Genomic DNA, 26,164 nt, shown 5'->3' with positions numbered 1-26,164 from the left:
CTATTCCCGTTCAATAGCCTGTTTCACATCCGCGATGATGTCGCGAATATCTTCCAGGCCAACGGCGATGCGAATCAAGCCTGGGGTGATGCCCACCACGGCGCGCTCTTCGTCGGTTAGTTTCGAGTGTGTGGTCGATGCCGGGTGAATGGCGATGGTGCGGGTGTCGCCGAGGTTGGGTGTGTGTGAAATGAGTTTGAGGTTGTTCAAAAATCTGCGGCCCTGATCGAGTCCACCTTTCACTTCGAATGTCACCAGCCCTCCGCCAAGACGCATTTGTTTTTTAGCCAGCGCATGCTGGGGATGCGAGGGCAGGAAAGGATATTTCACCGTGGCCACATGGCTGTTGCTTTCCAGGTATGTGGCCAGCTTCAGCGCGTTGTCGCAGTGGCGATCCATGCGCACGGCCAGCGTCTCCAAACTTTTTGAAAGCACCCATGCATTGAAGGGCGACATGGCCGGGCCTGTGTGGCGTGTGAAGAAACGGATTTCTTTGATCAGTTCTTTTGTGCCGAGAATGGCGCCGCCAATAACACGGCCCTGACCGTCCATGAATTTTGTGGCCGAGTGGGTCACGATGTGTGCGCCCCATTTGGCCGGGGTTTGCAGATAGGGTGTTGCAAAACAGTTGTCAACGTTCAGAATGAGATTGTGTTTCGCGGCCAGTTTGCCAAGCCACTCCAGGTCCAGCAAATCCAACGCGGGGTTGCTGGGTGTTTCCACAAAGATCATCCGCGTGTTGGGCTGTATTTTAGATTCCCAGGTTTCGGGTTCCGAAATGTCGGCGTATGAATGGGTGATCCCGAAGCGCGGGAAGATGGTGTTCAGAATCTGATGCGTCGATCCAAAAACGGAGCGACAGGCCAGCACGTGGTCGCCGGCTTTCAAAAGGGCGGCCATGCTGCTATACATGGCGGCCATGCCCGACGCGGTGGCAATGCCGTCTTCGGTGCCCTCCATGAGGCAAAGCTTCGCGATGAATTCGTTTGTGTTGGGATTGGAGTAGCGGCTATAGATGTTGCCGGCTATTTCATCGGCAAACATGGCGCGTGCTTGCTCGGCATCGTCAAATACAAAACTTGAGGTGAGATACAACGGCACGGAGTGTTCGCGAAACTCCGAGCGTTCGTGCTGGGCGCGAATGGCGTTGGTCTCAAAATAGAATTCTTCTTCCATGTGGTGGCGTAAATAGGTCAATGAACGTTAATGGCCTTGCTGATTTTTCTCAGGGTATGATCTCAAAGCTGTAGGTGATCTTTGCGTTGGCTTCGAGCGTCTTGGCCACGGAGCAATATTTCTCGACACCCAGTGACACGGCGCGCTGCACCTTGTCGCGATCGAGGGCACCAAACATTTTGAAGTGCACGTGCACTTCGGTATAGAGCGAGGGCACCACGTCTTTCTCGCGTTCGCCTGTGACGGTCACCTTGATGTCTTTCAGCGGTTGCTTCTGTTTTTTCAGAATATTGATGATGTCGATGGAACTGCATCCGCCCATGGCAGCCAGCAGCAGTTGCATGGGGCGCATGCCCAGGTTGGAACCTCCCACATCGGGCGACGCATCCATCTGGATTTTGGCACCCTGCTCATTCACGGCTTCCATGTGGAAGTCGTCGTTCAAACGATTGATTTCAATTTTTACCATACATTCCTTCTTTCTGCGGCCAGAGATACACCCCGGCCAGCATTCCCAAAAAACTAACAAGCGTTGCCGGCACCAGGCTTGGCCAGCTTGTGTCGCACGCCTCAAAGATAATCCATGTGAGCATGCCAAGCACCATCGACAACAAGGCGCCCGTGCTGTTGGCCTTCTTCCAATACAACCCTAAGGTTAAGGGCACAAACAGCGACACCAGGCTGAGGATAGACGACTCGCCCACGAGTTCGTAGATATTAGAACGCAAACACGCCATAATGGTGGCCGATGCGCTGAAAATTAAAACAGAAATCCGCGTCATCAACAGCAGTTGCTTGTCGGAGTAGCGATGACCGATGAGGGGCTTCATGAGGTTCTCCGAAAATATGGCCGCGGGCGCCAGTATAGACGAGCTGGTGGTGCTCATGATGGCCGACAGCAACGACCCAAAGAAAAGAATCTGGATGGGAAGGTTGGTGTGCTGCAACACCATGTTGGGAAGCGCAAGCTGTGTGTCGCCCGTGAGCTGGTCGGGATACATGTGGCGGATGCACAAACTAATGAACAGCGGCAACATGGCGATGGACAAGTAGAGGAGCGCCGCGATGTAGCACGACCAAACCGCCGTGCGCTCGGACGACGATGACATGGCCCGCTGATACACATCCTGCGAAGGCAACGAGCCCAACCCCAACACCGACCACGCCGCGATATAGGTCACAATTTCTTTGAAGTCTGCGTCGGGAAAAAAACGAAGGTTCTCGCGTGGCATCTCCAAAAGCACCACGCCTACCCCACCCGCTTTGCCCGCAAGAATGACCGCGAGCACCAGCAAGCCCACAATGATGATGATGCTTTGCATGAAGTCGGCAATGGAGATGGCCCACATGCCGCCCACAAAGGTGTAGAGGGTCACCACCAGGGCGCTGATCACCACGCCCTGCCAGGTTTCGAGTCCCGTCACCACGTTCAGAATCAAACCCATGGCCACCAGTTGCGCGGCTGTGTAGCCAATGTAGGGCGGCGCCAGAAACAAGCTGGCCACGCGCTCGGTGCGACCGTTGAAACGGATCTTGAAAAAATCGCCCAGGGTGAGCAGGTTCATGCGATAGAGTTTGCCGGCGAAGAATGTTCCAAACAAGATCAGGCACAACGCCGCGCCAAACGGATCTTCGATCACGCCATAGAGTCCATTCTTCAAAAATTCAGACGAAGCACCAAAAACTGTTTCAGATCCAAACCAGGTGGCGAACATGGCGGCCGAGCTCAGCACCAGCGGCAGGCTGCGACCCGCCAACATGAAGTCGCCGGAGGTTTTTACTTTTCGGGAAGCCCAAAATCCCACCAGTACCGTGAGCGCGAGGTAGGTGATGATGGAGAAAAGTAACAATGCGTGGCTTGTATTTAGACGGTTAAAAGTCTAAAAGTAAAAAACCAGGAGAGTTTTTCATAAAGCGGGTCGGCTTGTGCTACTTATTTTTTTTGAGTTGGAATGCGCGTGTCACATTGAAGCCGAGGTGAATATCGCCGTCGAAGAAATTGTCGCGCGTTTCGGTGATGAAGGCACGCTCGGTGAGGCCGATAGCGTTGGTCAGCAACAATTGAAACACGTGTCCACCCGTCTCGATGTCGATGCCGAGCGACATGGCGTCATAGTAGGGCGACCCGCTGACGCGGCTCACGTTGTAATAGTATTCGCCCGTGAGCGCGATGCTCCGCGTCAATTTGATGCGACCACCAAAGCCCACAGCAAACTGATCGTTGCTCTCGATGGACTGTGTTACATAATTTTTGTGCACCAGCGTGGGCATGAGTTGGAATGAGAAGTTCGGAGAGAACTTGCGCGCAATGAGCAGTTGGCCGGTGTAGGCCAGCCGGTCCACGTTCTCGAAATCGGGCGCGACCTCCTTGTTATCTTTGGGCGACAGCTTGTAGGCGGCACCACCCAGCACCGTCACCGACACCGGGAAGTTTTTCACGCCGCTGCTTTGACGTAGCAGCTTGTATTTCAAATAGCCGTCCATCGTTTTGTCGGTTGAGTTCCGGCCAATGCTTGCCGAAAGATGATCGGTGATGCCATAGTCCAACCCAAGCCGTACATAGGCCTGGTCGAGTCCGAACATTTCGTAGGATCCGCCATTGATGGCACCAAAGCGGTGACCAAATATAAACTCCAGCGTGCCTGCCGGTTTTGTTTCCACGGTGTGGCCGTTGCCCAGGCGTGTTCCTTTAAAAGTGGCGAAGGCATATTCAGTTTCCTTCTTCGAATCTTTCTCCAACTCACCCAACAAATCGTTCTGTGCCATCACAACGCACGGGGTAAGCAAAAACATGAGTACTAGTTTTTTCATAGCAGGTTGATTTAAAGGGGCCGATACATAAAGTCGAGCGTTACTTCCACTTGCTGGGCGATGTTCTGCCACACCAGTTGGGGTATCTTGATGTTATAGTCCGATAGTTTTACAATGAATTTTGATTTCAGCGCCAGGCGATTGCCCACCACCTCGATGGTGCCGGGCACGTCAATTTCTTTGGTGACGCCATGAAGCGTGAGTTTGCCTTTCGCGTGCACATCCTGTTTGCCGCCCGCGGCCAGACTAAAGCCGATGATCTGCCCCTGGAACGACGACTTGGGAAACTTCTCCGAGTCCATATACTTCTCGTTGAAGTGGATCTGCATGGTCTTGTTCACAAACTGAAAATCCTTGACGCCCAACAGGTAGGCCACTTCGCCATCCTGCGCATCAAAGATGCTGGTAACTTTTGCATTGGTGGCCGATATATCTTCCACTACACCATCGGAGAAAAACGACACCACCGATTTCTCGGCGAAGTAACGTTGTTGTGCTGCCAGGCTCCACGGAGTCGACAACATCAGGAGAAGCAAGAGGGGTTTTAGAGGCTTCATAGATTAGCGTGAGTCGGATCGCAAGGTCACAGGGTTTTCATTTTGGCTGATAGGTGAAGTCGATCGTGACCTCCACCTGTTCGGCGATGTTCTTCCAAAACAACTGGGGTATTCTTACTTTATAGTCTTCGAGCTTCACCATGAACTTCGATTTCATCACAAGCCGGTCGGCCTGTTTTTCGAGTGTGCCCGGAATGTCCACGTCGTGGGTCACGCCGTGGATGGTGAGTTTGCCCTGCGCATGCACCTGCTGAACGCCCTCCACCAAACCTTTGAAGCCTACAATTTTGCCTTCGAAGGTTGACTTCGGGTATTTTTCAGACTCCAGGTATTTTTCATTGAAATGCTCCTGCATGAGCGACTTCGCGAATTTGAAATCCTTGATCGGAACAGAATAGGCCACCTCGCCTGAGGTGGCGTCGAACATGCTCACGGCCTTGGTGTTTTCCGCTTTAATATCTTCTACCGAAGCCTTCGAGAAAAACGACACAAAGGTCTTCTCAGCGCTATAGCGCTGCGCCATGGCCGGCACGCTTGCCAGCAAGAGAACGATCAGTTTTACGATCTGCATGTTTGTCCCTTCTTAGTTGGCCTTCGCGCCCTGCTCTACCCAACAGACCAGCGTGCGAATCTGTGCGTCGGTTATTGTGCCGATCTTGGGCATGTGCCCACTGGCGCCCGCAGGACGGGTCACGCGGTCTTTGATCTGAAGCGCATGGCTTTGGACATTCGAAAACACACGCCAGTCGCGCGATGCACCATTGCCCCCATCGTGACACCCGCCGTCGCCGGTGATGGCACAGCTGGATTGAAGGATGGGCTGCACGTCGGTGGCAAAACTCACCTCTGCCGACGTCTGGCAATTAAACAAACCCTCGGGCGCACTGTGGTTCACGCACTGGGCCAACAGCACCACCACAAACGCCAGGACCCCAAAAGACACTACACGAGTTTTCATAGATGAAAAGTTAGACAAAACAATTGTAGGTACAATAACCCTAACAAATATGGTCAGGGGTTAGCAAAAACGGAATTTCTGTCGTCGTGAATTTCGAGACAAATGCCAGGGGTGTTAAAATAAAAATCCCCCGAAGTCCTTGACCTCGGGGGATTTTTACTGTCTATAGTTGGCTTTAATCTGAAACAAAAGTAAAAACAAGTTTTGACATGATCATCCCTTAAATCGGTCATTGGAAAATAATGGGGACGAGACGTCGCTGGCGGGGATAAAGCGTTGCCGGGAACGGCTGAAAATAACAATCCCCCGAAATCCTGGACTCCGGGGGATTGTTATTGTCTATAGTTGGCTTTAATCTTAGGTCAAAGGTAAGGTATGTGTTTCAACTGGCATTCGTGAAATCGTTCACTGGAAAATAGTAGGGTTGAACGACGGATAACGAGGATAAGGAACCAAAATGCCCTAAATTGAAAATCCCCCGAAGTACTCGACTAAGGGGGATTGTCATGTCTATAGTTGGCTTTAATCTGTTTCAAAGATACAAATATCCGTTGTCAAAACAACCGTTTGCATCATAATTCCTCAAAAAAAAATCAATTTTTCTTTGAAAATCCCTTTACAGTATCTGAAACCCCGGAATCCAGGGGCATGTATTTTTCCTTCAGACGTTGCTTAAGTTGTGATTTCGACCCTGGAAATGAAGTTTTCCGGCTGATGTCGTAGCTCGCATAGGCCAGCAGTATGGCAAACAAAATCACTACCCCCACAAAGATCTTTTTCGATCGCGACATGGCCTCAAATATACTCCAATACCTTATCGGCCAGCTTCACATTGTCTGACAATAGTTCGTAGAACTGGTCTTTGTTGAATTTCAGCACCACTGTTTCGCTGCGGGCAATGATGAGGTTGGTGTTTACAAAGTTGGGAAGCCCCAGCATTTCGCCGATGAACTGCCCCGTTTCAAATTGCGACACCAACTGCCCGCGCTGATAAAAATCGACCGAGCCCGACACCAGCACATAGAAGGAGTTGTTCTGTTTCTCGTCGAGCGGCAGAGAATCGTGTGGCTTCAGGTGGATCTCGTCGCAGATGTCGGCGAGGTAAGACAGCGTGAGCCCCGGCACATTTTCGAAGAAGTTGTTGCGCTGGAAAAACAACACCATCTCGAACCTTGTCATCTTACGCGACTGAATGATGAGGGCATTCAATTCCTTTTCCATCACATCACCCAAACGCTTGGTGTTTTTCTTATACTCGTCGGGACTTAACCTGTTGAGTGCCCAGGCCGACACTTCGCGAATGAGTGTGTCGGGATTGAAGAGCTGTGCAATGAGGTCGAGCTTGAAGTCTTCGATGCGCAGAATGCCGATCTGGTAGATCACACAAGCTTTGGTCCACCGGTTCGACTGTGCAAAGTCGCGGTTGATCATGAACTTCAGCACCAGTTTCGAGTCGAGTTTGATGCGGGGATAAAAGTCTTCGAGACGACCGGTGCGCTCGGCATCGGTGAGGTCGTCGAGGATGGGGATTACGCGCTGCTTCAATTGCTCAGACAAGAACACGTCCAGCAACTCGATGGCATAGGTGATGCCCTCGGCCGTGCCGCTGTCGATGTTCTCTTTCACCAGCTGTATCGAGCGGGTGTCGTAAAGCATGGTGAGCAGCATATAGATGTGTTCGATGTCGTTTTGAATTTCCGAACGCAGCGTGGTTTTGATCTGTTCGTGAAATCCCTCGTCGCCCACTTCCTGAAGCGCACTGAGGTTCCAGCTGATGTCGGCGATATCGGATTCGATGGCGTATTTGATGCGGGTGATCTGCGAGATGCCGGCTTTGAACCCGCATTCGCCCAGCGACAACAACACCTGCGACACGATGATCTTGTTGGGGTAGTCGATTTTGCCCCACAGAATTTCACGGGCGCGCTGCCCCCCTATCCGGCCGATCACCTGGATCACGCGGAGCATCATCTGCGTGCTCTGCCCGCTCCGGTAGAACGCCGAGTCGAGAGCCGGCAAGGTTTCGGACCCGATGAGCGTCAGTGCGTTCATGGCCTGGTTGCTGAACACCGGGTTGCCCAGGTTTTCGATCACGGCGTTGATCACTTCGGGGTTGTTCTTTTTTATGGACGTCTTCAGGGCTGTATTGCGCACCTTGGGTTCGGTGTCGTTCAGCAGCTCCATGAGAAACGACGTGCATTCGTCTTTCGAGGTGTGAAGCAGCAACTCGGCTGCATAGTGTCGGTCGTTGGGATTGGTGGAACGCGTGAGCTTCTGGATGCGGGTTTTGGTGATGTCGCCGCCGTTCTCGATGATGAGTTGCAGGTCAAGCATGCTGAGCACGTTCTTCTCGCTGCCATCCACTTTCGATTCGTCCATGCGGATCACATATTGGTCCGACACCGACAACCCCTTCAGCTCGTTCATTTTTTCCTGGGCGTAGTAGCGCGCGGCTTCGTCTTCATTTTTCATGAGGCTGTTGGCCCACTGCGGCACCAGCGCTGCGTTGATCTTCTCCAGCAGCTTATATGAAAAAACAGCCTTGCTGGAGTAGGGCACCGTGAGCATGTTCTCCAGGCGCGTGGTGATTTGCGCATAGCCCTTTTCCAGTTTTTCCTGATGTTCTTCCGTGCTCTCCAGCTTAAGGCGGATCTTGTTTCGATAGCCCTTATAGAGGTTGTTTACCACCACAAAATAGACGGCCGCCAGAATGATGAGGAATATGGATATGTGCAGGATGTTGAAGAACGGAATGAATGCCAGCACGAAAATGAGAATGCCTGCAATAAAACGGGCGCTTTCGTTCACCAGCCCTTCCACTTTGGCTTGTATGTTGAAGCGAAGGCGCGATTCCAACGGAATGAAAAACAGCTTGAACACCGGGTTCTCCATCGAGTCGCGCAACGTCCAGTTGAAAAGGCGGCTCAGCGAAACGAACAGGAAGAAGTAGATGAACCCCGTGGGCGAAATGCTTTTGTCGAACCCGAACACCGTTCCCATGGTGATGGAGCCCACCGAGAAAATGATCATCACAATGGGCAACACAAACAGGGAGATGCGCAGACCGTAGTTGCTGATGATGCGCTGGTTCACAAACGTCTGCAGAATAAGGCTGATGCCATAGACCGCGCCGATGAAGAACGAGTTGAAGTTGGTGAGGTCGCGCACGTTGGGGTATTGCACCGTCACCAGGGTTTGGAAGGTATACTGGCTGAAAGTGAACATCACCATCGACACCAGCAGGAACAGCGACAAAAGCACGATGTATTGATCCGAGAATATCTTGGTGATGCTGGTTTCGCGCCGAACCGTTACGCCAAACTCGCGCGGATCGTTTTTGGAGAGTGGAAAGGTGTGGGCAATGATGAACAGCAACACCGACACCATGGCGATGCTGATGGCACAAATGAGCAGGTAGTTGGACGTGTCCTTAAAAATCTCGGAGGTGAAGGGTATAAAAATGAGGGTGGCCAGGATGGCCGCAATAAGTTGCCCCGTGTCGATCCAGCCGATGATGCGTTTGGACTGGCGGAAGTTGAAGAGCCGCCCGAAGATTCCCCAGAAGCTCAACAGCAGAACCGCTGTGTTGGGTCCCGACATGCAATAGAGCGCAAAGATGAACCGGTCTGTAAATGCGGGATCGCCAAAGTGAATGAGCCAGTAGGCACTGAGGGTGAACAGGAACATGAGGGCCACACTGCCCAACGCCAGCGTGGTGAACTTGATCCAGTTTTGAAAGAATGAGAAGAGACCTGTGGTGATGATCCCCAACGCGCCGGCCACCAGGAAGGCTTTGTCTAACTGGTCGCCCATACGGTTCAGGAAGAGGGAGTCGACCGTTACCTGGTAGGTGGCAATGAACACCCCCATGAAAAAGCCCGTGCACAGCATCAGCACAATTTGCTTCTGCTCCTGGGTTTTGATTTGAAGGGCACCAACGAAACGATTTGCCATAGCGAAAACCAAATATAAAAAAAAAACCGGCTTGTGGCCGGTTTCTCAGAATCATGTTGTGGGTCTGTTCGACTACTTTTTCACGGCTGTCGAATCTGCCTTTTCAGTTTTGTAGTCGCTGTTGAGTCCGTCGGTAACGGCCTTCGAAATGTCGAGGGCATCGTCGGCATACAACACGTCGCTTGATACGTCAGTTTTCAAAACCACTTGCAAGCCATTTTCTTTGCCGTATTTTTTCAGGAAAACGGTCACGCGCTCATAGAGGGCTTTGTTCAGTTTTGCTTCTTCGTCCATCAACTGTTGGCCGAGGCTTTGTTGATAGAGTTGCAGGTTCTGTTGTTTTTTGCCGAGGTCTTCTTCGGTGGCTTTCACCTGGCCCAGCGTCATGCTTTGCACGTTGCGTTGGTAGGCGGCAATTTCATTTTGCAGGCTGATGGCTCGGTTGCGATAGTCCTGGTCCATCTTCTTGGTCTTGTCTTCCAACAATTGACGGTTCACCTTCAGGTATTCATAATTTTTCAATACGCTGTCGGAGTTTATGTAGGCAATCTTCAACTCGCCGGGTGCTGCGGTGGTCGATGATGCAGTGGCGGGTTTTCCGGCAGAAAAATGCAAGTAAAACAAAACACCCACTGCAACCAGCAGCACGGCATTTAAGATTAGGGACAAATTCTTCATTCTAGGTTTTAAGTTTCAGGGCGCAAATATGTGCAGAAATAAAAGCTTAGGCAAATTATTCCCACCCTCGCAAAACCAAGGTGGTCGCTCTATGCCGGGAAGTAAACCGCTGGAAATGAACCCGAAAGCCTTAGTCGGCCTCCTGGTCCTGGGTTTGGAAGGAATATAATGTGTCGTCCAACTTGAGGTTGTCCTCATTATAGTCTTTAATGAAACGCTCGATTGTCTTCGTCGTTATTTTTTCCGTGTGCAGGCCCACGTCGAGGCTCACCCCAAATTCGGCATGGGGATCGATGTCGATGTGCTCCTTCACTTTGATGGTTTCTTCTTCCTCCAACTCCATGATCACTTCGGCCATGAACAAGCCGATTTCCTCTTCGAGGGGATCGAGCGCTTCGAGGTTTCCGTTTTCATCTTCGTCGTAGGTGATTTTTTTATACGAAGGGAAATGCTGGGCGGCACGGTGCTCGGCAATTTCATACATCTCGCTTTCGTGTTGCAGGCGCAGCGTGTAGATGACGGCATCATAGACCACATCGCGGCCTTCAAATTTGCCTATAAAATAGAAGTGTGCATACTCGTCGGAATTGTCGTCTTCTTCATCCAGAACATAGTCCTTTCCTGCGGCTTTCATTTTGGCCTGATAATCTTCGATGTACTTGGGATCGAAGCCTTCGTTGTCGACTAATGGATTATTTGTTAAGGGCATACGTTACTCTTCTTTATGAATATAACAATAAAAGTGGAATTTGTTCTATACTTCAATGTAAATATGAAGGAATCGGACGGTTAAATCATTTGTACCATTCGGCATACATGGGATAGTTCCGTGCCGTGCGTTGGATGACGGCCTTCATTTCTTCGCTGGTGTCTTTGATGCGTTTGGCGGGTGTGCCGGCGTAGGTGCTTCCGGGTTCCACTTGTGTGCCGGGCAGCACCACGGCTCCCGCGGCAATGACAGAATTCGATCCGATGACAGCGTCGTCCATGATGATGGCGCCCATGCCCACCAGCACGTCGTCGTGAATGGTGCACCCGTGCACGATGGCACTGTGCGCTATAGACACGTTGTTGCCGATAACGGTTTTTGCTTTTTGATAGGTGCAATGAATGATGGCCCCGTCTTGTATGTTGGTGTCATTACCGATGGTGATGGAGTGCACGTCGCCGCGCACCACGGCATTGAACCACACGGTGCAACGGTCGCCCATCACCACCTCTCCCACCACGGTGGCGTTGTCGGCCACAAAACATTCGTTGCCAAACTTTGGTGTGAACCCTCTCACGGTTTTGATGAGTGCCATGCGTTTCTAATTTGGGCGAAAGCTACAATGCCCGGGAGATTTAAAAATACCCCCGGCCAAAATAAAATCGTGCTCACGAATGGATCGCAGACCTGGCTTGGCCGTTTAGGGGGTAAACGCCAACGTTGGCCCGCGTTGGATATGGTATAGGTGCCTTGCACTTTCCTCCCAGGTGCTGTACTCATCCTGCGTTTTGAAACGGAGGATAAACGCAGGATGAGTACAGGCACCTAAAACCCAGCCCTATCGCACCCGGGCGGGTGGCACGTGCGATTGTGCCGGCGTTCAAATATTAAAGAAAATCTAACCTGACAAGATGTCACGGGGATGGTAAAAGTGTTATTTTTGTAGTTCGAAACGCCTAGAAATGGATAATCTGATCAGTGAACTAGAGATATTAAGGGAGCCGGAAGGCGAAGCGTGCGAAACCTTTCACGTTACGAAAGACCATTCCACAGGCAACAACCGGAAGCTCTACATTGAAAGCTATGGCTGCCAGATGAATTTCTCCGACAGCGAGATCGTGGCGTCCATTCTTCAGAAAAACGGCTTCGACACCACTTCCGACATCACCGAGGCCGACGTGGTTTTCCTGAACACCTGTTCTATACGCGACAAGGCAGAACAGACTGTTCGTCACAGACTTATGCACATTCACGGCCTCAAGAAACACAAGCCCGAAATGCTGGTGGGCGTGCTGGGCTGTATGGCCGAACGACTGAAATCAAAATTGCTGGAAGAAGAAAAGATCGTAGACCTCGTGGCCGGCCCCGACGCCTATCGCGACCTGCCTAACCTCATTGCCCAGGTCGACGACGGCAACAAGGCCGTGAACACCTTCCTGTCGCGCGAAGAAACCTATGGCGACATTGAGCCGGTGCGTCTGAACTCCAACGGCGTGACGGCGTTCATTTCCATTATGCGGGGATGTGACAACATGTGCTCGTTCTGCGTGGTGCCCTTCACCCGCGGTCGCGAACGCAGCCGCGACCCGGAAAGTATCGTGGCCGAAGCCCGGCAATTGTTCGACAACGGCTTCCGCGAGGTGACGCTGCTGGGCCAGAACGTTGACTCCTACAAGTGGAGTGCAGACGAAAACAACAAGGCCCGTCTCGAAAAAGTGGGCCTGACCAACGTGGTGACTTTTGCGCACCTGCTGGAGCGTGTTGCCCTGGTGCACCCCGATCTTCGCGTGCGTTTTTCGACGTCGCATCCTAAAGACATCACCGACGAAGTGCTGCACACCATGGCGCGGCACGACAACATCTGCAAATTCATTCACCTCCCGCTACAAAGCGGCAGCACGCGGGTGCTGGGCTTGATGGAACGTGGTTATTCACGTGAATGGTATCTTGGTAAAGTTCAGAGAATCAAGGAAATATTGGGCGACGAGTGCGCGCTTTCTTCCGACATGATTGCGGGCTTCTGCTCCGAAACCGAAGAAGAACACCAGGAAACGCTCACGCTCATGGACGAGGTGAAATATGATTTTGCCTACATGTTTTATTACTCCGAACGCCCCGGAACACTTGCCGCCAAGAAATATAAAGACGACATATCCGACGCTGTAAAGAAGCGGCGTCTGGAGGAGATAATTGTGAAGCAACGTCAACACGCGGTGCTGCGCAACCAGCAAGAGGTGGGTAAGGTCCACAGAATTCTGGTGGAAGGAAATTCAAAACGCTCTGCCGACTTTTTGCAGGGCAGGAATTCGGCAAACAAGGTGTTCGTGTTTCCCCGCGAGCACTTTCAAAAAGGACAATATGTTAACGTATTGGCAGAGGATTGCACAGGGGGCACGTTGGTGGGCAAAGCAGTGGACTATTGAGCCCCGCTTCTCCCCGGCCACCGGCATCACAATCCCTTCCATTCTTAAAACACTGACAAGGATCAGTGACTTATCAAAACATGGCCATAACAGATTCAGAAATACAAAATGTCAAACAACGCTTCGGCATCATTGGCAACTCGCCGTTGCTGAACAACGCGGTGAGCGTGGCGATGCAAGTGGCACCCACCGACATGTCGGTGCTCATCACCGGCGAAAGCGGAAGCGGAAAGGAATCGTTCTCAAAAATCATTCATCACCTGAGCCCCCGGCGACACGGCCAGTTCATCGCCATCAACTGCGGGTCCATTCCGCTGGGCACCATCGACTCGGAATTGTTCGGGCACGAGAAGGGCTCTTTCACCGGTGCCCACGAGGCCCGCAAGGGATACTTTGAAGTATCGAACGGCGGCACCATTTTCCTGGACGAGATTGGCGAAATGCCTTTGGGAACTCAGGCCCGGCTGCTGCGGGTGCTCGAAAACGGGGAGTTCATTAAAGTAGGTTCCTCGAAGGTTCAGAAGACCGATGTACGGGTGGTGGCAGCCACCAATGTGAACCTGATGCACAACGTGGAAGACGGAAAATTCCGCGAAGACCTCTATTACCGCCTCAGCACCGTGCCCATCTATGTTCCGCCTCTCCGTGAACGAGGACGTGATATTGAACTGCTGTTCAGGAAATTTGCCTCCGATTTTGCCGACAAATACAAGGTAAAACCCGTAGCCCTCACCGACGACGCCAAAGATCTTTTGCTGCAATACCGTTTCCCTGGAAACATCCGCCAGCTTAAAAATCTGGTTGAACAGATCTCGGTTTTATCCAGTGATAACAAGGAAATTACGTCCGACGGCCTGCAACGTTACCTGCCCAAGGTGAACACCCTACCGGCCCTTTACAAAAGCGGGGTTGGCGAGAAAGACAGTCTTTCGGAACGCGACATTCTTTACAAGGTTCTCTTTGACATGAAGAAGGACTTTAACGATCTGAAGAAGCTGGTGCTCGACACCCTGCCCAGCCAGGCCAAGGCGGCACAGCTGGTGAAGGATCATCCGGAGCTCTTTGAAGGGATACATGAAGTGGAAGACAACAACCGTCACGCCCACTCGTCTGAACCTGTGGTGCTTAACCTGTCGCCCTCCGCGTCGGACCAGAGCAACGGGCATGTGGAGGACGTGCACGACATCAGTCACGAAACGGAAGACGATTCGCTTTCGATCGAGAAAAAGGAAAAGGAACTGATTCTCCGGGCACTCCGGAAGAACAACAACAAGCGCAAATATGCGGCACGCGATTTGGGTATTTCCGAACGCACACTCTATCGGAAAATTAAACAATACGACCTTGAAGATTAATCACAACGCGCCCGCTACAGTCCCTTCAACATCGTCGCTTAATGCCTTGCGCCGAAAGCACTTATGGTACTTCACCCCTGTGGCATTGGCCTTGTTGCTGACCTTGGGCGGCTGCGGCGTAGGTGTGCATTATTCCATGACCGGGTCGTCGACCAGCGCCAAAACCATTTCGATCCGCGAGTTCTATAACAACACGGACCTGGGTCCGGCCAACATGGGGCAGACGTTTACCAACGATTTAAAAAACTATTTCATCCAGAACTCCAACCTGGCGGTGGTGGTCGAAGAGGGCGAGCTTCAGCTTGACGGCGAGATCACCGATTTCAGGATCTCTCCCATTGCCCCGGTGTCGACCGGCGACCCTACGCAGCTCACCACCGCTTCGTCTACACGCCTGACCATCACCGTGAAAGCCACTTATGTGAACACGCTCGACGAAACGATGAGTTTCAAAGACAAGACCTTTTCGTTCTATAAGGACTTCCCCAACGAGCAGAACATTACCGACGTGGGCGAGCAGTATACCAAAGCCATTTTCGAGCGGATCATCAACGACCTTTTCAACGCTTCAGTTGCCAATTGGTAAATTTTACTATTTTTACCTTAAGGCACCCCAACTGTGAAAAAAGAAAGCTTCATTAAACTACTGGAACATTACCCCGAGTGCTCCTCCGAGGAGGCCCAGGAAGTGTTGGGGCTGAAGGATGCTTTTCCTTACAGCCAGCTGTTGCATGCGCTGTCGGCCCGGCTCAGCAAGGACCAGGGGTTTAGCACACAGGGCACCGAACTGCAGATGGCGGCTGTGTATGCCGCCGACCGCGGTGTGCTGAAAGAGGTGATGACCGCCGGCGACGTGGTTGTGGTGAAGTCGGGCAGGCTGTCGTCGCTCATCAGCGACGCGGCTGCAACGATGACCGCCGCGCCCGTTGAAGTGCCCGAGGCCGAGGGCGAAACCCTGGCCGACGAGGTGATGCACGACCTGGAGATACTTCACCAGCTGAAGCATAATTTTGAAGTGCTGTTCATCGAAGGCAAGGAGGAAAAAGCCAAAGCCTCCGAGAAAACAAAACCGGCCAAAGCCGACGATGAACTGCCGGAGTCGTTTCATCGCGATCCCAACAAATCGAAGCGCGAGCGCATCATTGAGTTGGCCCGCGCCATGGAAGAACCCCCGAAGACCAAACGCGAGCGCATCATTGAACTTGCCAAGTCGCTGGAAGCCGAAGCGCAACGCGAACAAGCTGCCCCATCGGAAGCCGAACCCCGCACGCCTGGAAAGAAAAAACGCGACGAGGGTGGCGAAGACATTATTGAGGAGATCGCCAGCACCAAGGAAGAGATCAAGCCTGAAAACGATAAACAAAAGGAGCAGCTGCAAATGATCGAGCAGTTCATCAAAACCCAGCCCTCCATCACCAGCAACAAAGACAAACCCGTTCATGCCGCCTCCGGCGACCTGAGCACCATCAAAACCGGTGAGTTCAACGACAATGTGGTGTCGGAAACGCTGGTGGATATTCTCCTGAAACAAGGAAAAAAAGACAAAGCCATCGAGGTTTTGAAGAAGCTGATTTGGAAGTTTCCACAAAAAAAGGCTTACTTTGCGGCTCAAATTGAAGAACTAAAAAATTAGTCCGCTAGTATGTATCCAATCATTATTTCCCTTATCATCCTTTTCGCTTTTTTATTGGTGCTGGTTATTCTGGCCCAGAATTCGAAAGGCGGCGGACTTACCAGCCAGTTTGGTGGTTCTTCGGCCAGCAACATCATCGGTGTGAAAAAGACCGGCGACCTGTTGGAGAAACTTACCTGGGGCTTCATTGTAGGCATCATGGTGCTTTCGCTGGCGACTAACTTTGTTACTCCTGGGCAAAGCAGCAGCACAAACGACATCCTGGACCGCGCAGGCCAACAGGCTCCCGCTACACAGCAGGCTCCTGCCCTGAACCTGGATTCGACAGGAAGCACTCCTGCCGACACTACTCCGAACTAAGAAACGGTCGAACGATAAAAAAAAGACCCCGACGTGTCGGGGTCTTTTTTGTTTTCAGCCTATCCGTTATTTAGGCCGCTTGCGAAATGTGCTTCACGAAAAGGCGCTTGGCCACGGGCATGAGGGTTTCTGAAAAGGGAAACTTCGTGCGGGCCAGGATGAGGTAGGCTGCCGGGTTGGGCATGTCTTTGAACTTGCGGATAAGGTCGAGCTTGAGGCGTTCGTAGGTGTTGGCGGTGTTCTTCTCCACACGGTCGATGAACTGGGTGTTGAGGCTTCGCAGCTGCTCCTGGCTATCGCCAAAGATGCTCATCTGGTAGCGGTAGATATGCGTCTCTTTTTCAGGGGGTTGGGTCACGAAGAGGTAGCCCTCTTTCGCGTAAAGCGGGGTCACTCCCACCGGCGATATTTCACATTGCGACTCCACATATTCATAGATGACAGAGCCTTCCTGAAGGGAGCCCTTGATCTCGGGCAGGGCGAAGTTTATAATAGACTCCAGCTCCTGCATGATGGCGTCGTCTTCTACCATTTCGCGGTAGCGGAGCTCCAGGTTCTTCAGTTCTTCGAGCGAGAGTTCTTTGGGGAAGGCTTCGCGGAAAAGGGTCTTGTTTTCTTTCAGGGCCATCAGGTTCCGGTAGTGAAACACCAGGTCGGCGAGGAAGGGATAGAGCTCTACTTTGCCAAAGGAGTTCTTCACGGTTTGGAGATAGCCCATGAGCACGTATTTCTTGTACTCAAAATCAATCATCCCTTGGGTGAGCCAGTCTTTCGATAATTTGTCCATAGAAAGTATCAGTTACAACACATCCTAATTTAGCGATTCTGCCAACACGTCGCAACTGCGGAAGGGAGCAACCGTGAGCCGGAAACTACATGCGTGCGATGGCGGTTGATAAAATAGAGCTTCAAAGTGCTTGCGGAGAAAGACTGACAACCTGGCCTGAATGTGGCGAAAGCCTGACAGACTACGATTGAAATACCGGCGCAAAAGCTGACAGTTTGTGAAAAATTAGTCGTAATTCGCATCTCTTTACGGCTTGGCACAATAGGTGATAAGCCGAAGAAGTCAATTTGTTAACCTTTTAAACCATTTAGAGATATGGCAAAAATCAACTTCAAACCAAATGAGGACAGGGTACTTGTTGAACCCGCTGAAGCTGAAACCAAAACTGCGTCGGGTATCATCATTCCTGATACAGCAAAAGAGAAACCCCAGAAAGGAACGATCGTCGCGGTTGGCGAGGGCCTGAAAGACAAGCCTGTTACTGTTAAGGTGGGCGACAACGTGTTGTATGGCAAATATGCCGGCACCGAAATCAACATCGACGGCAAAGAGTATCTGATCATGCGGAACTCTGACATTTTCGGCATTATCTAATTCAAACAATTCAAACATTACAATTATGGCTAAAGAAATAACCTTCGATACCAACGCGAGAGATAAGATAAAGAAAGGTGTTGACAAACTTGCCGACGCAGTGAAAGTAACCCTCGGTCCCAAAGGCCGCAACGTTATCCTCGACAAGAAATTCGGCGCCCCTACCGTAACCAAAGACGGTGTTTCCGTGGCGAAGGAAATCGAATTGAAAGACGCTATCGAAAACATGGGTGCACAACTCGTGAAAGAAGTAGCTTCGAAAACTGCTGATGCTGCCGGCGACGGTACAACAACGGCTACTGTATTGGCCCAATCTATCTATGCACACGGCATCAAGAACGTGGCGGCTGGTGCCAACCCGATGGATCTGAAACGCGGTATCGACAAAGCTGTTGATGCAGTGGTTCAAAACCTCATCAAACAATCCAAGAAAATCAAAGACAGCAGCGAAATCGCGCAAGTGGCTACCATCTCTTCTAACAGCGATGAGACCATTGGCAAGATGATCGCCGATGCCATGGATAAAGTAGGTAAAGACGGTGTGATCACTGTTGAAGAAGCAAAAGGAACCGAAACCGAAGTGAAGACCGTTGAAGGTATGCAATTCGACAGAGGTTATCTCTCGGCTTACTTCGTTACCAACACGGAGAAAATGGAAGCTGACCTCGATCAGCCTTACATCCTCATCTACGACAAGAAAATCAGCAGCATGAAAGAATTGCTTCCTGTGTTGGAGCAATCGGCACAAACCGGCAAACCTTTGGTGATCATCGCTGAAGAAGTTGACGGCGAAGCCCTCGCTACATTGGTGGTGAACAAGATCCGTGGCGCCCTCCGTGTTGCCGCTGTGAAAGCTCCCGGCTTTGGCGACAGAAGAAAAGCTATGCTGGAAGATATCGCTGTCCTGACAGGCGGCAAAGTGATCTCTGAAGAGCAAGGCTTCAAACTGGAAAACGCTACGTTGGACATGTTGGGTCGCGCTGAAAAAGTGAACATCGACAAAGACAACACTACGATCGTGAACGGCGCCGGCAAGAAACCTGAAATCCAGGCTCGCATCGCCCAGATCAAAGCACAAATCGAAACCACTACGTCGGACTACGACAAAGAAAAACTCCAGGAACGTCTGGCGAAACTTTCGGGTGGTGTGGCTATCCTCTACGTAGGTGCTGCAACCGAAGTGGAAATGAAAGAAAAGAAAGACCGCGTTGACGATGCATTGCACGCAACACGCGCTGCCGTTCAAGAAGGCATCGTCCCTGGCGGTGGTGTGGCTTACATCCGCGCCATTGAATCGCTGAAGGACATCGCGACTCTTGGTTTGAGCAACGAAGATCAGGCAACCGGCGTGAACATTGTTCGCCTGGCCCTTGAGTCTCCTTTGAGAACCATTGCCGAGAACGCCGGACAAGAAGGTTCTGTGATCGTGAACAAAGTTCGCGATGGCAAGAAAGACTTCGGATACAACGCCCGCGACAACAAGTTCGAGAACTTCTTTGAAGCCGGTATCATCGACCCTACAAAAGTGACTCGTCTGGCCCTGGAGAATGCTGCTTCTATCGCAGGTCTTCTGTTGACCACCGAAGCTGTGGTGTCTGAAATCCCTGAAGAAAATGCTGCTCCTGCCATGCCTCATGGCGGTGGTGGAATGGGCGGCATGATGTAATCCATCGCCTTCCTATATCACAAAAGGCCCCGCCAATTGGTGGGGCCTTTTTTTGTGTTCCCACGCCTGCCGCCTCCGCAGATACAGGTGATTTGATTTTTTGCTATTTTCGTTTTCTAACTGTCCCGCTATGCTTATCCATCCGACCTTCTCTGACTTCATCCTGTTTCTGTACGTGCACATTTCGCGTGCCGACGACAGCTATGATCCGCATGAACTGGCCGCCATCAAAAGTAAAATGAAAAGCCTGTTTCCCGAAGGCACCGACCTGGAACGCAAGCTCTACGCTGCCCTGCGCGAATACAACGACCTGGACAAGGCAAAGCTCAACACCGTGATCGACACATCGCTCCGCCATTTCAGCGGCGACGCCACGGCCACCGTGCCCAACGATGTGTATGCCGACCTCTATGAAATTGTGCAGGCCGATGGCAAGATCGACCAGTCGGAAACCCGGACGCTTGAAGCACTGAAGAAGGTGATCGATCATCACATGGCCAAGAGTGTTTCCTGAACATCGCCTATGAAAACCGGTCTGCTGTTCCTCTGCTGTTTTTTGTTCTGCGTGCTTTCGTGCCGGAAGCCCGGATACCTGAGCCATGCCGAAGGCAGCAACGGCACCATTCCTCCCCTCGCCACAGCGGTTTCGCTTCGCGACACCTTGCCACCGAGCATGGTGAACACACTTCATCTTGAACAGGTGTCGGGCATCAAGGTTCAATATGCCGATGGCCATGCCGTCTATTACTTTGAATACGAAGCGGAGCACCCCACGCTCCTCGCCCTGCTGGCCCAATCGCCTTTTGCCAGAGACGCCACCGTGGCCGACACGCATTGCCGGCCGCTTACGGCACCCGAATTATCATCTTTGCATGACACTCTTTCTCCTGTAGAGCAACAGCATTCCACATCGTTCTGGGAAGCGCTTGTGCGCGACGTGGCGATTTATGAGTGCCTCAAAACTCCGCGCAAGCACACGTTGCTGCTATCCAAAACCTCGAACCGGGTGTTTCACCGGATTGAGCTTACGGGAGTTATCTAGACTTTACCCCTCTTCTTATTTTGCCTAGACACACATGCTCATGTTGTGGTCGACACCTCTAAAAATGTCTTGTCCTTTCGTGGGGAATCAGCACGCGTAGAAATATTCACGGATGACAAGCAGGCTCTATTCATCGCTTGCCGCGAACATCTGGATGGGGGTATTTCGGTTTCTCCCTAATGAAAAAATCCTGACGTGTTTCCTTTTCAGGTTGAACAGCGTCAGGATTATATTGACTTTCAATTCAGGCGTGAGGCCTGATTAGTCTTTCTTGGTAGCGAGGCGATAGAGCATCACCATCATGGCGATGAAGAACAGAGTGCCCATGATTTGGTAGCCGCCGTGGCCGAGAACGGAAACCAAATTAGCCTCCAAACTCACACGATCCATCCCGGAAACAAACACAGCGAATATGGCTGCTATTACTCCTGTTATTGCTCCTCCGGCGATAAGTCCCGTTGCAAAGAGACTTCCTTTGCCCAACTCATCATCCTCTTTCTTTTCGCCCTTGCGTTCAGCTCTCCAGTCGACAAAACCTTTCAGTGCGCCACCCGCGAAGATGGGAAGTGTGGTAGATAATGGCAGGTAAAGTCCGATAGCAAATGCCAATGCTTTTATTCCGCACAATTCCATCGTAACCGAAACGAATGCTCCAACCAGCACAAACTGCCAATCGAGGTTATAAGAAAGAATTCCTTTCGCCAAAGTTGCCATTAATGTTGCCTGCGCGGCAGGATAGGTGTCGCTGCCAATCGCGTGCGTGATGCCTTTTGCTGCCATAGCCTCGGTGGGAATGTCCAGAATCAATACAACCGCTCCAATGGCAATTGAAGATACAATGGCTCCAATGAATAGAGATAGTTGCTGATATTTAGGAGTTGCGCCGATAAGGAAACCAGTCTTTAGATCTTGTGATGTTCCTCCCGCATTGGCGGCCGCTATACAAATCATACCACCTACCACGAGTGCCAATGGCTCATAGAATTTACCCGACCAACCCACGCTGGTAAAGATCAGGCAAGTGCCCATCAGCGTTGCAATCGTCATCCCTGAAATAGGATTGTTGCTGGTGCCCACGAGGCCGACGATACGGCTTGACACTGTCACAAAAAAGAAGCCGAATACAATAACTAAGATCCCAATCAAAAATTTCTGCAGAAGACTATCAATAGGAATGATCGGCAAAAATGTTGTGAGTAAGACGAGCGCGATGCTTCCGATAATAACAACCTTAAATGAGAGGTCGCGATCGGTTCGTTTGATTCCACTTTCTCCTTTTTCTTTCAATGACGCCACACTTTCTCTGAATGAGCTAATTATTGTTGGTATAGTCTTAAGAAGCGTGATAAATCCCCCGGCTGCCACAGCACCTGCACCGATCTGGCGGATGTAGGCACGATAGATGGCGTCGGCATAGTTTCCAAAGGTGTGTGTTTGTGGATCCCAAGATCCAGCTCCACCGGCCGTATGGATATCGGTGAGGTAGCCAAGTTTTATTAACTGAAGTGCTATTACATCGGAGGGCACTAACGTTGCTAACAATGGAATCATTGCCCACCAGGCCAGTACAGATCCGGCAACCAGAATACCCGAGATTCGTGGACCAATGATATATCCAACACCCAGATACTCGGGTGTTATTTCGCCCCGTGATGCTGCAGAGGGCCAGTATTTGTTCGCCTGACTTGTCACAAAACTGGGTACTTCCGAAATGATGTGAAATATCTTTTGCATGACTGCATAGAGCGTTGCAACGCCCATACCATAGAATGCAGTTTGAGCGAATACACCACCCTTTTCGCCCGCCTGTAGCACAGAAGCACAAGCTGTGCCCTCCGGATAGGGCAAGACACCATGTTCTTTTACAATGAGAGAACGACGAAGGGGAATCATCATGAGCGTCCCCAGCATTCCACCAAACGAGGCTAGAATCAGTATTGTGAGGTAATTAAAGTAGTCCGCCCCAACCGAAATACCATTTTCATCAGAAGAGAGGAACAAAAAACCTGGCAGCGTAAACGCCACACCCGCCGCGATGGATTCACCAGCAGACCCAGTGGTTTGAATTATATTGTTTTCGAGAATGGTTGTCTTTAGAAACTTGCGCCCTAACGTGATGGCTATCACAGCTATGGGTATGGATGCCGTTACGGTCAACCCTGCCTTAAGGGCGAGGTATGCCGTTGACGATCCAAACAAAATGCCGAACAGCGATCCGAACAAAACGGATTTGACGGTGAACTCCGCCATGTTTGATTCGGGGGGTACGTAGGGCTTGAACAATTTATTTTCTTCCATGGAAGGTTAGTTAAGGTTAATGAGTCAGAGAAGTTATGCGTCCTGGTGTTTGGGGGCCAGGAACAGGTTGTAGAGTGTCATCAGGGCTGTTGACGTGAAGCCAATGCCTGCCACGATGAACCACGTGGTTTGCGGATGGTCTGTGAGGTAGTTGATGCGCAGCCAGTCGGCCACGGGACCTGCCGTGAACGATCCGATGGCCACGGGCAGAAATGCGAAGCCCATGTAGGTGCCCACTTGTCCTTTTGGTGCCAGGCTGCTCACATATTCATAGAAGCGCGGTGCCTGTATGGCCTCGCCCAGTGCATAGAAGGCAATGGCTGCCACGGTAGCCCACAGCGTGGGCACCATGCCGATGAGTATCCACGAAAAGCTCGCCAGCAGAAAACCCAGGGTCATGGCCGTGATGGGCTTCCACGACTTCACCAGCGCCGCCATGGGCACCGTGAACAGGATGATGCCGGTGGCATCGACGGTTTCGAGGAGTTCGAATTTCTCGAAGTGCAACACATCCTTTGCATAGAAGGGCAGCAGGTAGAAGATCTGCCAGAACATGATCCAGAAGCCTGAGAAGATCACGAGAAAGAAAATGAACCGGAGGTTGGCAAACACCATGAGCATGTCGGTGAACACTCGCCCAAAGGTTCTTACTTCCGTGGCCTGACTTTCGGGTTCCTTATAGAAGAACCACGCGCCCAGAAACAGGAAGAACGATGTTATGGAAGACATGATGAGCACATGCTCGATGCCCCAGTGTTCGTGCACCATGAGCGCCACAATGGGGCCGAGTGCGCCGCCAAGGTTGGCCATGGAATAATAGATGGAGAAGCCGAGGCCTTTCACGCTTGGCTTTGAGGTGATGGCCACGGTGCCTACGATGCAGGGTTTGATCAGTGAGCCGCCAACGGCCGTGAGCATCAGCATGGAGAACACATATGCTTTTTTGCCCACGAGGTTCACGATGGTTTCGCCATAGCTCATGCCGGCGAGGCCGACCAGGAAATAGCCGAGGCAGAAAATGAAGAAGCAGGCCATCAGGGTTTTCTTGAAACCATAGCGGTCCACAATGACACCGGCCACAATGGGAAGGGAAAAGATGACGCCGGAGAAGATGCCGGCATAGGTGGCTCCTTCTTCCACGAGGCCTACCCGTTCTACGAGGAAGACCACCAGCACGGCTTTGGCACCGTAGAAAGCGAGGCGTTCAAAAAGCTCCAGGGAGTTGGCTATCCAGAAAGTTGGAGAAAATCCGGTACGGACTTCCTGTAGTCGTTGTGCAAACGCCATTAATACAAAGTCAGGTTTAGGTCAAAAAATCCAATCAATATTCTGCGAAAGGAGCCTTTGGGAAAATGTTGTTCAGGCCAGGCTTCCTTCCTCCAAATCGGGCTCAAAGTAGGCTGATAAATCCATTTTCGCAAATGCACCCTAACAGTCGTAAAGTTAGTAATTTTTATTAGCGCAAACGATTGAAATAGCTTGAATGAAGGTATATTTGTGAACTCATTAACCCAATTATCATGCAAGAACTCGGAATAAAGCCGGCCGATGCCTCGGTCGCAGACCTTGGTATTGAGGAGGGGAAAGCCTACTGGAACCTGCCTCCCGACCAACTCATTGCCCGTGCGCTGAGCGATGGCCAGGTAACGCTTGCCAGCAACGGTGCCATTACCGTAAACACCGGAGAATTTACCGGTCGCTCGCCCAAAGACAAGTTCACCGTGAAAGACGAGATTACCCGCGACACTGTGTGGTGGAACAATTTCAACATCCCCTTCGATCCGCAGCATTTCGACAGGCTCTACACCAAGATGATTGCCTACTTTAACGGCAAGGACTGTTTTGTGCGCGACGTCTATGCCTGCGCCGATCCGCGCTATCGCATGAACCTGCGCGTGATCACCGAAACCGCCTGGTCCAACCTGTTTGTGCACAACATGTTTCTTCGTCCACTGGAGCGCGAGCTGAAGAGCTTCCTTCCCGAGTGGCACATTCTGAATGCGCCGGGCTTCAGGGCCGATCCTGCCACCGACGGCACACGGCAGCATAACTTTTCCATTATCGACTTCAAGCGCAAGATCATCCTCATTGGCGGCTCGGGCTACACCGGCGAGATCAAGAAAGGTGTGTTCACGGCGCTCAACTTCATGCTGCCGCAACAACGCAATGTGCTGTCTATGCACTGCTCGGCCAACATGGGGAAGACCGGCGACACGGCCATCTTCTTTGGTCTTTCGGGAACCGGCAAGACCACGCTGTCGGCCGATCCGGAGCGCAAGCTCATTGGCGATGACGAACACGGCTGGACCGCCGACAATGTGATCTTCAATTTTGAAGGCGGCTGCTATGCCAAGACCATCGACCTCGACGAAGCCCGCGAACCGGAAATCTTCCACGCCATTCGCAAGGGAGCACTGCTGGAAAACATTTGCTTCAAACCCGGCACCACCGAGGTTGACTACGCAAATTGCTCCACCACCGAGAATACGCGTGTGAGCTATCCCATCGATCACATTCCCAACATTGCCGTGCCCTCGCTGGGTATGAATCCGAAAAACATTTTCTTTCTGACCTGCGATGCTTATGGTGTGCTCCCTCCTATTTCGAAGCTCACCCCAGGCCAGGCTGCCTTCCATTTCATATCGGGCTACACCGCCAAGGTTGCCGGCACCGAAGAAGGTGTGACCGAACCCACCATGACGTTCTCGGCCTGCTTCGGCGCGCCGTTCATGCCCCTGCACCCCACGGCCTATGCCAACATGCTGAGCCAGAAAATGCAGGACGCTAACGTGAACGTGTGGCTGGTGAACACGGGCTGGTCGGGTGGCGCCTATGGCGTGGGCAAACGCATGAGCCTGTCCATTACGCGCGCGCTCATTCGCGCAGCCCTCAACGGTGAGCTGGCCAACGTAGACTATCACACGCACGATGTGTTTGGTTTGGCCTACCCCACCCGTTGCCCGCAGGTGCCGGCCGAGTTGCTGAACCCGCGCAACACCTGGGCCGACAAGGATGCCTACGATCATAAGGCACACTACCTGGCCGAATCGTTTTTGAAGAACTTTGAGAAATTCGCGGCGTTCGCGAATGAAGAAACGCTGATGGGGGGACCGCAAGTGAAGGTGCATGCCTGAGCTTTGTCCAACCTGGCTTTAGTTAGATG

General features: G+C 51.7%; 25 protein-coding genes. 10 read left to right on the top strand and 15 right to left on the bottom strand.

From position 1 onward, the window contains the following. The 12 genes from JI741_RS23920 to JI741_RS23865 form a co-directional block, all read right to left on the bottom strand. Complete coding sequence (locus JI741_RS23920; protein WP_202013960.1) at nt 1–1,176, bottom strand: trans-sulfuration enzyme family protein; 1,176 nt, start codon at nt 1,174–1,176, stop codon at nt 1–3. Between the two features lie 49 nt (nt 1,177–1,225). Next, on the bottom strand, nt 1,226–1,645 hold the full coding sequence (locus tag JI741_RS23915) for an OsmC family protein (protein ID WP_202013959.1): 420 nt from the start codon (nt 1,643–1,645) through the stop codon (nt 1,226–1,228). Then, complete coding sequence (locus JI741_RS23910) at nt 1,632–3,026, bottom strand: high affinity choline transporter 1 (RefSeq protein WP_202013958.1); 1,395 nt, start codon at nt 3,024–3,026, stop codon at nt 1,632–1,634. The genes JI741_RS23915 and JI741_RS23910 overlap by 14 nt, the downstream gene beginning before the upstream one ends. Nucleotides 3,027–3,105: 79 nt before the next feature. Next, a complete protein-coding gene (locus tag JI741_RS23905; RefSeq protein ID WP_202013957.1) occupies nt 3,106–3,987 on the bottom strand; it encodes a DUF5777 family beta-barrel protein in 882 nt (293 codons plus the stop codon). Nucleotides 3,988–3,998: 11 nt separating this feature from the next. Then, on the bottom strand, nt 3,999–4,544 hold the full coding sequence (locus tag JI741_RS23900; protein WP_202013956.1) for a YceI family protein: 546 nt from the start codon (nt 4,542–4,544) through the stop codon (nt 3,999–4,001). A 37-nt stretch (nt 4,545–4,581) separates the two neighbouring features. After that, nucleotides 4,582–5,115, bottom strand: a complete 534-nt coding sequence (locus JI741_RS23895) for a YceI family protein (protein WP_236676251.1) — start codon at nt 5,113–5,115, stop codon at nt 4,582–4,584. 12 nt (nt 5,116–5,127) lie between these two features. Beyond that, nucleotides 5,128–5,502: a hypothetical protein gene (locus tag JI741_RS23890; RefSeq protein ID WP_202013955.1), complete on the bottom strand. Its 375-nt coding sequence runs from the start codon at nt 5,500–5,502 to the stop codon at nt 5,128–5,130. A gap of 593 nt (nt 5,503–6,095) precedes the next feature. After that, nucleotides 6,096–6,293 (bottom strand): hypothetical protein, encoded by a 198-nt coding sequence (locus tag JI741_RS23885; protein WP_202013954.1) that lies wholly within the window; start codon nt 6,291–6,293, stop codon nt 6,096–6,098. Between the two features lie 4 nt (nt 6,294–6,297). Next, entirely contained in the window at nt 6,298–9,456 is a 3,159-nt protein-coding gene (locus tag JI741_RS23880; protein ID WP_202013953.1) for a HEAT repeat domain-containing protein, read from the bottom strand. Between the two features lie 72 nt (nt 9,457–9,528). Then, entirely contained in the window at nt 9,529–10,134 is a 606-nt protein-coding gene (locus JI741_RS23875) for an OmpH/Skp family outer membrane protein (RefSeq protein WP_202013952.1), read from the bottom strand. A 130-nt stretch (nt 10,135–10,264) separates the two neighbouring features. After that, entirely contained in the window at nt 10,265–10,843 is a 579-nt protein-coding gene (locus JI741_RS23870) for a hypothetical protein (RefSeq protein ID WP_202013951.1), read from the bottom strand. A gap of 85 nt (nt 10,844–10,928) precedes the next feature. Next, nucleotides 10,929–11,438: a gamma carbonic anhydrase family protein gene (locus tag JI741_RS23865; RefSeq protein WP_202013950.1), complete on the bottom strand. Its 510-nt coding sequence runs from the start codon at nt 11,436–11,438 to the stop codon at nt 10,929–10,931. A 367-nt stretch (nt 11,439–11,805) separates the two neighbouring features. Here JI741_RS23865 and miaB point away from each other — a divergent pair, with 367 nt between their 5' ends. The 5 genes from miaB to secG all read left to right on the top strand — a co-directional run bounded on the left by miaB (nt 11,806) and on the right by secG (nt 16,614). Then, nucleotides 11,806–13,266: a tRNA (N6-isopentenyl adenosine(37)-C2)-methylthiotransferase MiaB gene (gene miaB / locus JI741_RS23860; protein ID WP_202013949.1), complete on the top strand. Its 1,461-nt coding sequence runs from the start codon at nt 11,806–11,808 to the stop codon at nt 13,264–13,266. 80 nt (nt 13,267–13,346) lie between these two features. After that, a complete protein-coding gene (locus JI741_RS23855; protein WP_202013948.1) occupies nt 13,347–14,621 on the top strand; it encodes a sigma-54 interaction domain-containing protein in 1,275 nt (424 codons plus the stop codon). Next, on the top strand, nt 14,611–15,207 hold the full coding sequence (locus tag JI741_RS23850; protein WP_236676250.1) for an LptE family protein: 597 nt from the start codon (nt 14,611–14,613) through the stop codon (nt 15,205–15,207). The genes JI741_RS23855 and JI741_RS23850 overlap by 11 nt, the downstream gene beginning before the upstream one ends. A 33-nt stretch (nt 15,208–15,240) precedes the next feature. After that, a complete protein-coding gene (locus JI741_RS23845; RefSeq protein WP_202013947.1) occupies nt 15,241–16,254 on the top strand; it encodes a DUF8458 domain-containing protein in 1,014 nt (337 codons plus the stop codon). Nucleotides 16,255–16,263: 9 nt separating this feature from the next. Next, nucleotides 16,264–16,614, top strand: a complete 351-nt coding sequence (gene secG / locus JI741_RS23840) for a preprotein translocase subunit SecG (RefSeq protein WP_202013946.1) — start codon at nt 16,264–16,266, stop codon at nt 16,612–16,614. A gap of 70 nt (nt 16,615–16,684) precedes the next feature. On the opposite strand, the gene JI741_RS23835 is transcribed toward secG, so the two are convergent. Next, nucleotides 16,685–17,401 (bottom strand): hypothetical protein, encoded by a 717-nt coding sequence (locus tag JI741_RS23835; protein ID WP_202013945.1) that lies wholly within the window; start codon nt 17,399–17,401, stop codon nt 16,685–16,687. A gap of 315 nt (nt 17,402–17,716) precedes the next feature. Here JI741_RS23835 and JI741_RS23830 point away from each other — a divergent pair, with 315 nt between their 5' ends. From JI741_RS23830 to JI741_RS23815, 4 genes are all read left to right on the top strand, one after another. Then, nucleotides 17,717–17,995, top strand: a complete 279-nt coding sequence (locus JI741_RS23830) for a co-chaperone GroES (protein ID WP_202013944.1) — start codon at nt 17,717–17,719, stop codon at nt 17,993–17,995. A gap of 25 nt (nt 17,996–18,020) precedes the next feature. After that, on the top strand, nt 18,021–19,661 hold the full coding sequence (groL, locus tag JI741_RS23825) for a chaperonin GroEL (protein ID WP_202013943.1): 1,641 nt from the start codon (nt 18,021–18,023) through the stop codon (nt 19,659–19,661). Nucleotides 19,662–19,791: 130 nt separating this feature from the next. After that, on the top strand, nt 19,792–20,175 hold the full coding sequence (locus tag JI741_RS23820) for a TerB family tellurite resistance protein (protein WP_202013942.1): 384 nt from the start codon (nt 19,792–19,794) through the stop codon (nt 20,173–20,175). 9 nt (nt 20,176–20,184) lie between these two features. Next, nucleotides 20,185–20,703: a hypothetical protein gene (locus JI741_RS23815; RefSeq protein WP_202013941.1), complete on the top strand. Its 519-nt coding sequence runs from the start codon at nt 20,185–20,187 to the stop codon at nt 20,701–20,703. Between the two features lie 261 nt (nt 20,704–20,964). Here the strand turns inward: JI741_RS23815 and JI741_RS23810 are convergent, their stop codons facing one another. Together JI741_RS23810 and JI741_RS23805 are read right to left on the bottom strand one after the other, a co-directional pair. Then, the gene (locus JI741_RS23810) at nt 20,965–23,001 is read right to left on the bottom strand and encodes an OPT family oligopeptide transporter (RefSeq protein ID WP_202013940.1); all 2,037 of its coding nucleotides are present in this window, start codon (nt 22,999–23,001) and stop codon (nt 20,965–20,967) included. A gap of 33 nt (nt 23,002–23,034) precedes the next feature. Further along, nucleotides 23,035–24,288, bottom strand: a complete 1,254-nt coding sequence (locus tag JI741_RS23805; protein ID WP_202013939.1) for an MFS transporter — start codon at nt 24,286–24,288, stop codon at nt 23,035–23,037. Nucleotides 24,289–24,521: 233 nt separating this feature from the next. On the opposite strand from JI741_RS23805, the gene pckA reads away from it, so the two are divergent. Then, entirely contained in the window at nt 24,522–26,135 is a 1,614-nt protein-coding gene (gene pckA, locus JI741_RS23800) for a phosphoenolpyruvate carboxykinase (ATP) (RefSeq protein WP_202013938.1), read from the top strand. The last annotated feature ends 29 nt before the right edge of the window (nt 26,136–26,164 follow it).

The organism is Chryseolinea lacunae, from assembly GCF_016735595.1.
Lineage (GTDB): Bacteria > Bacteroidota > Bacteroidia > Cytophagales > Cyclobacteriaceae > Chryseolinea > Chryseolinea lacunae.
The sequence above is the reverse complement of the archived record's forward strand: the minus strand, read 5'-3'. Positions and strand labels throughout refer to the sequence as shown.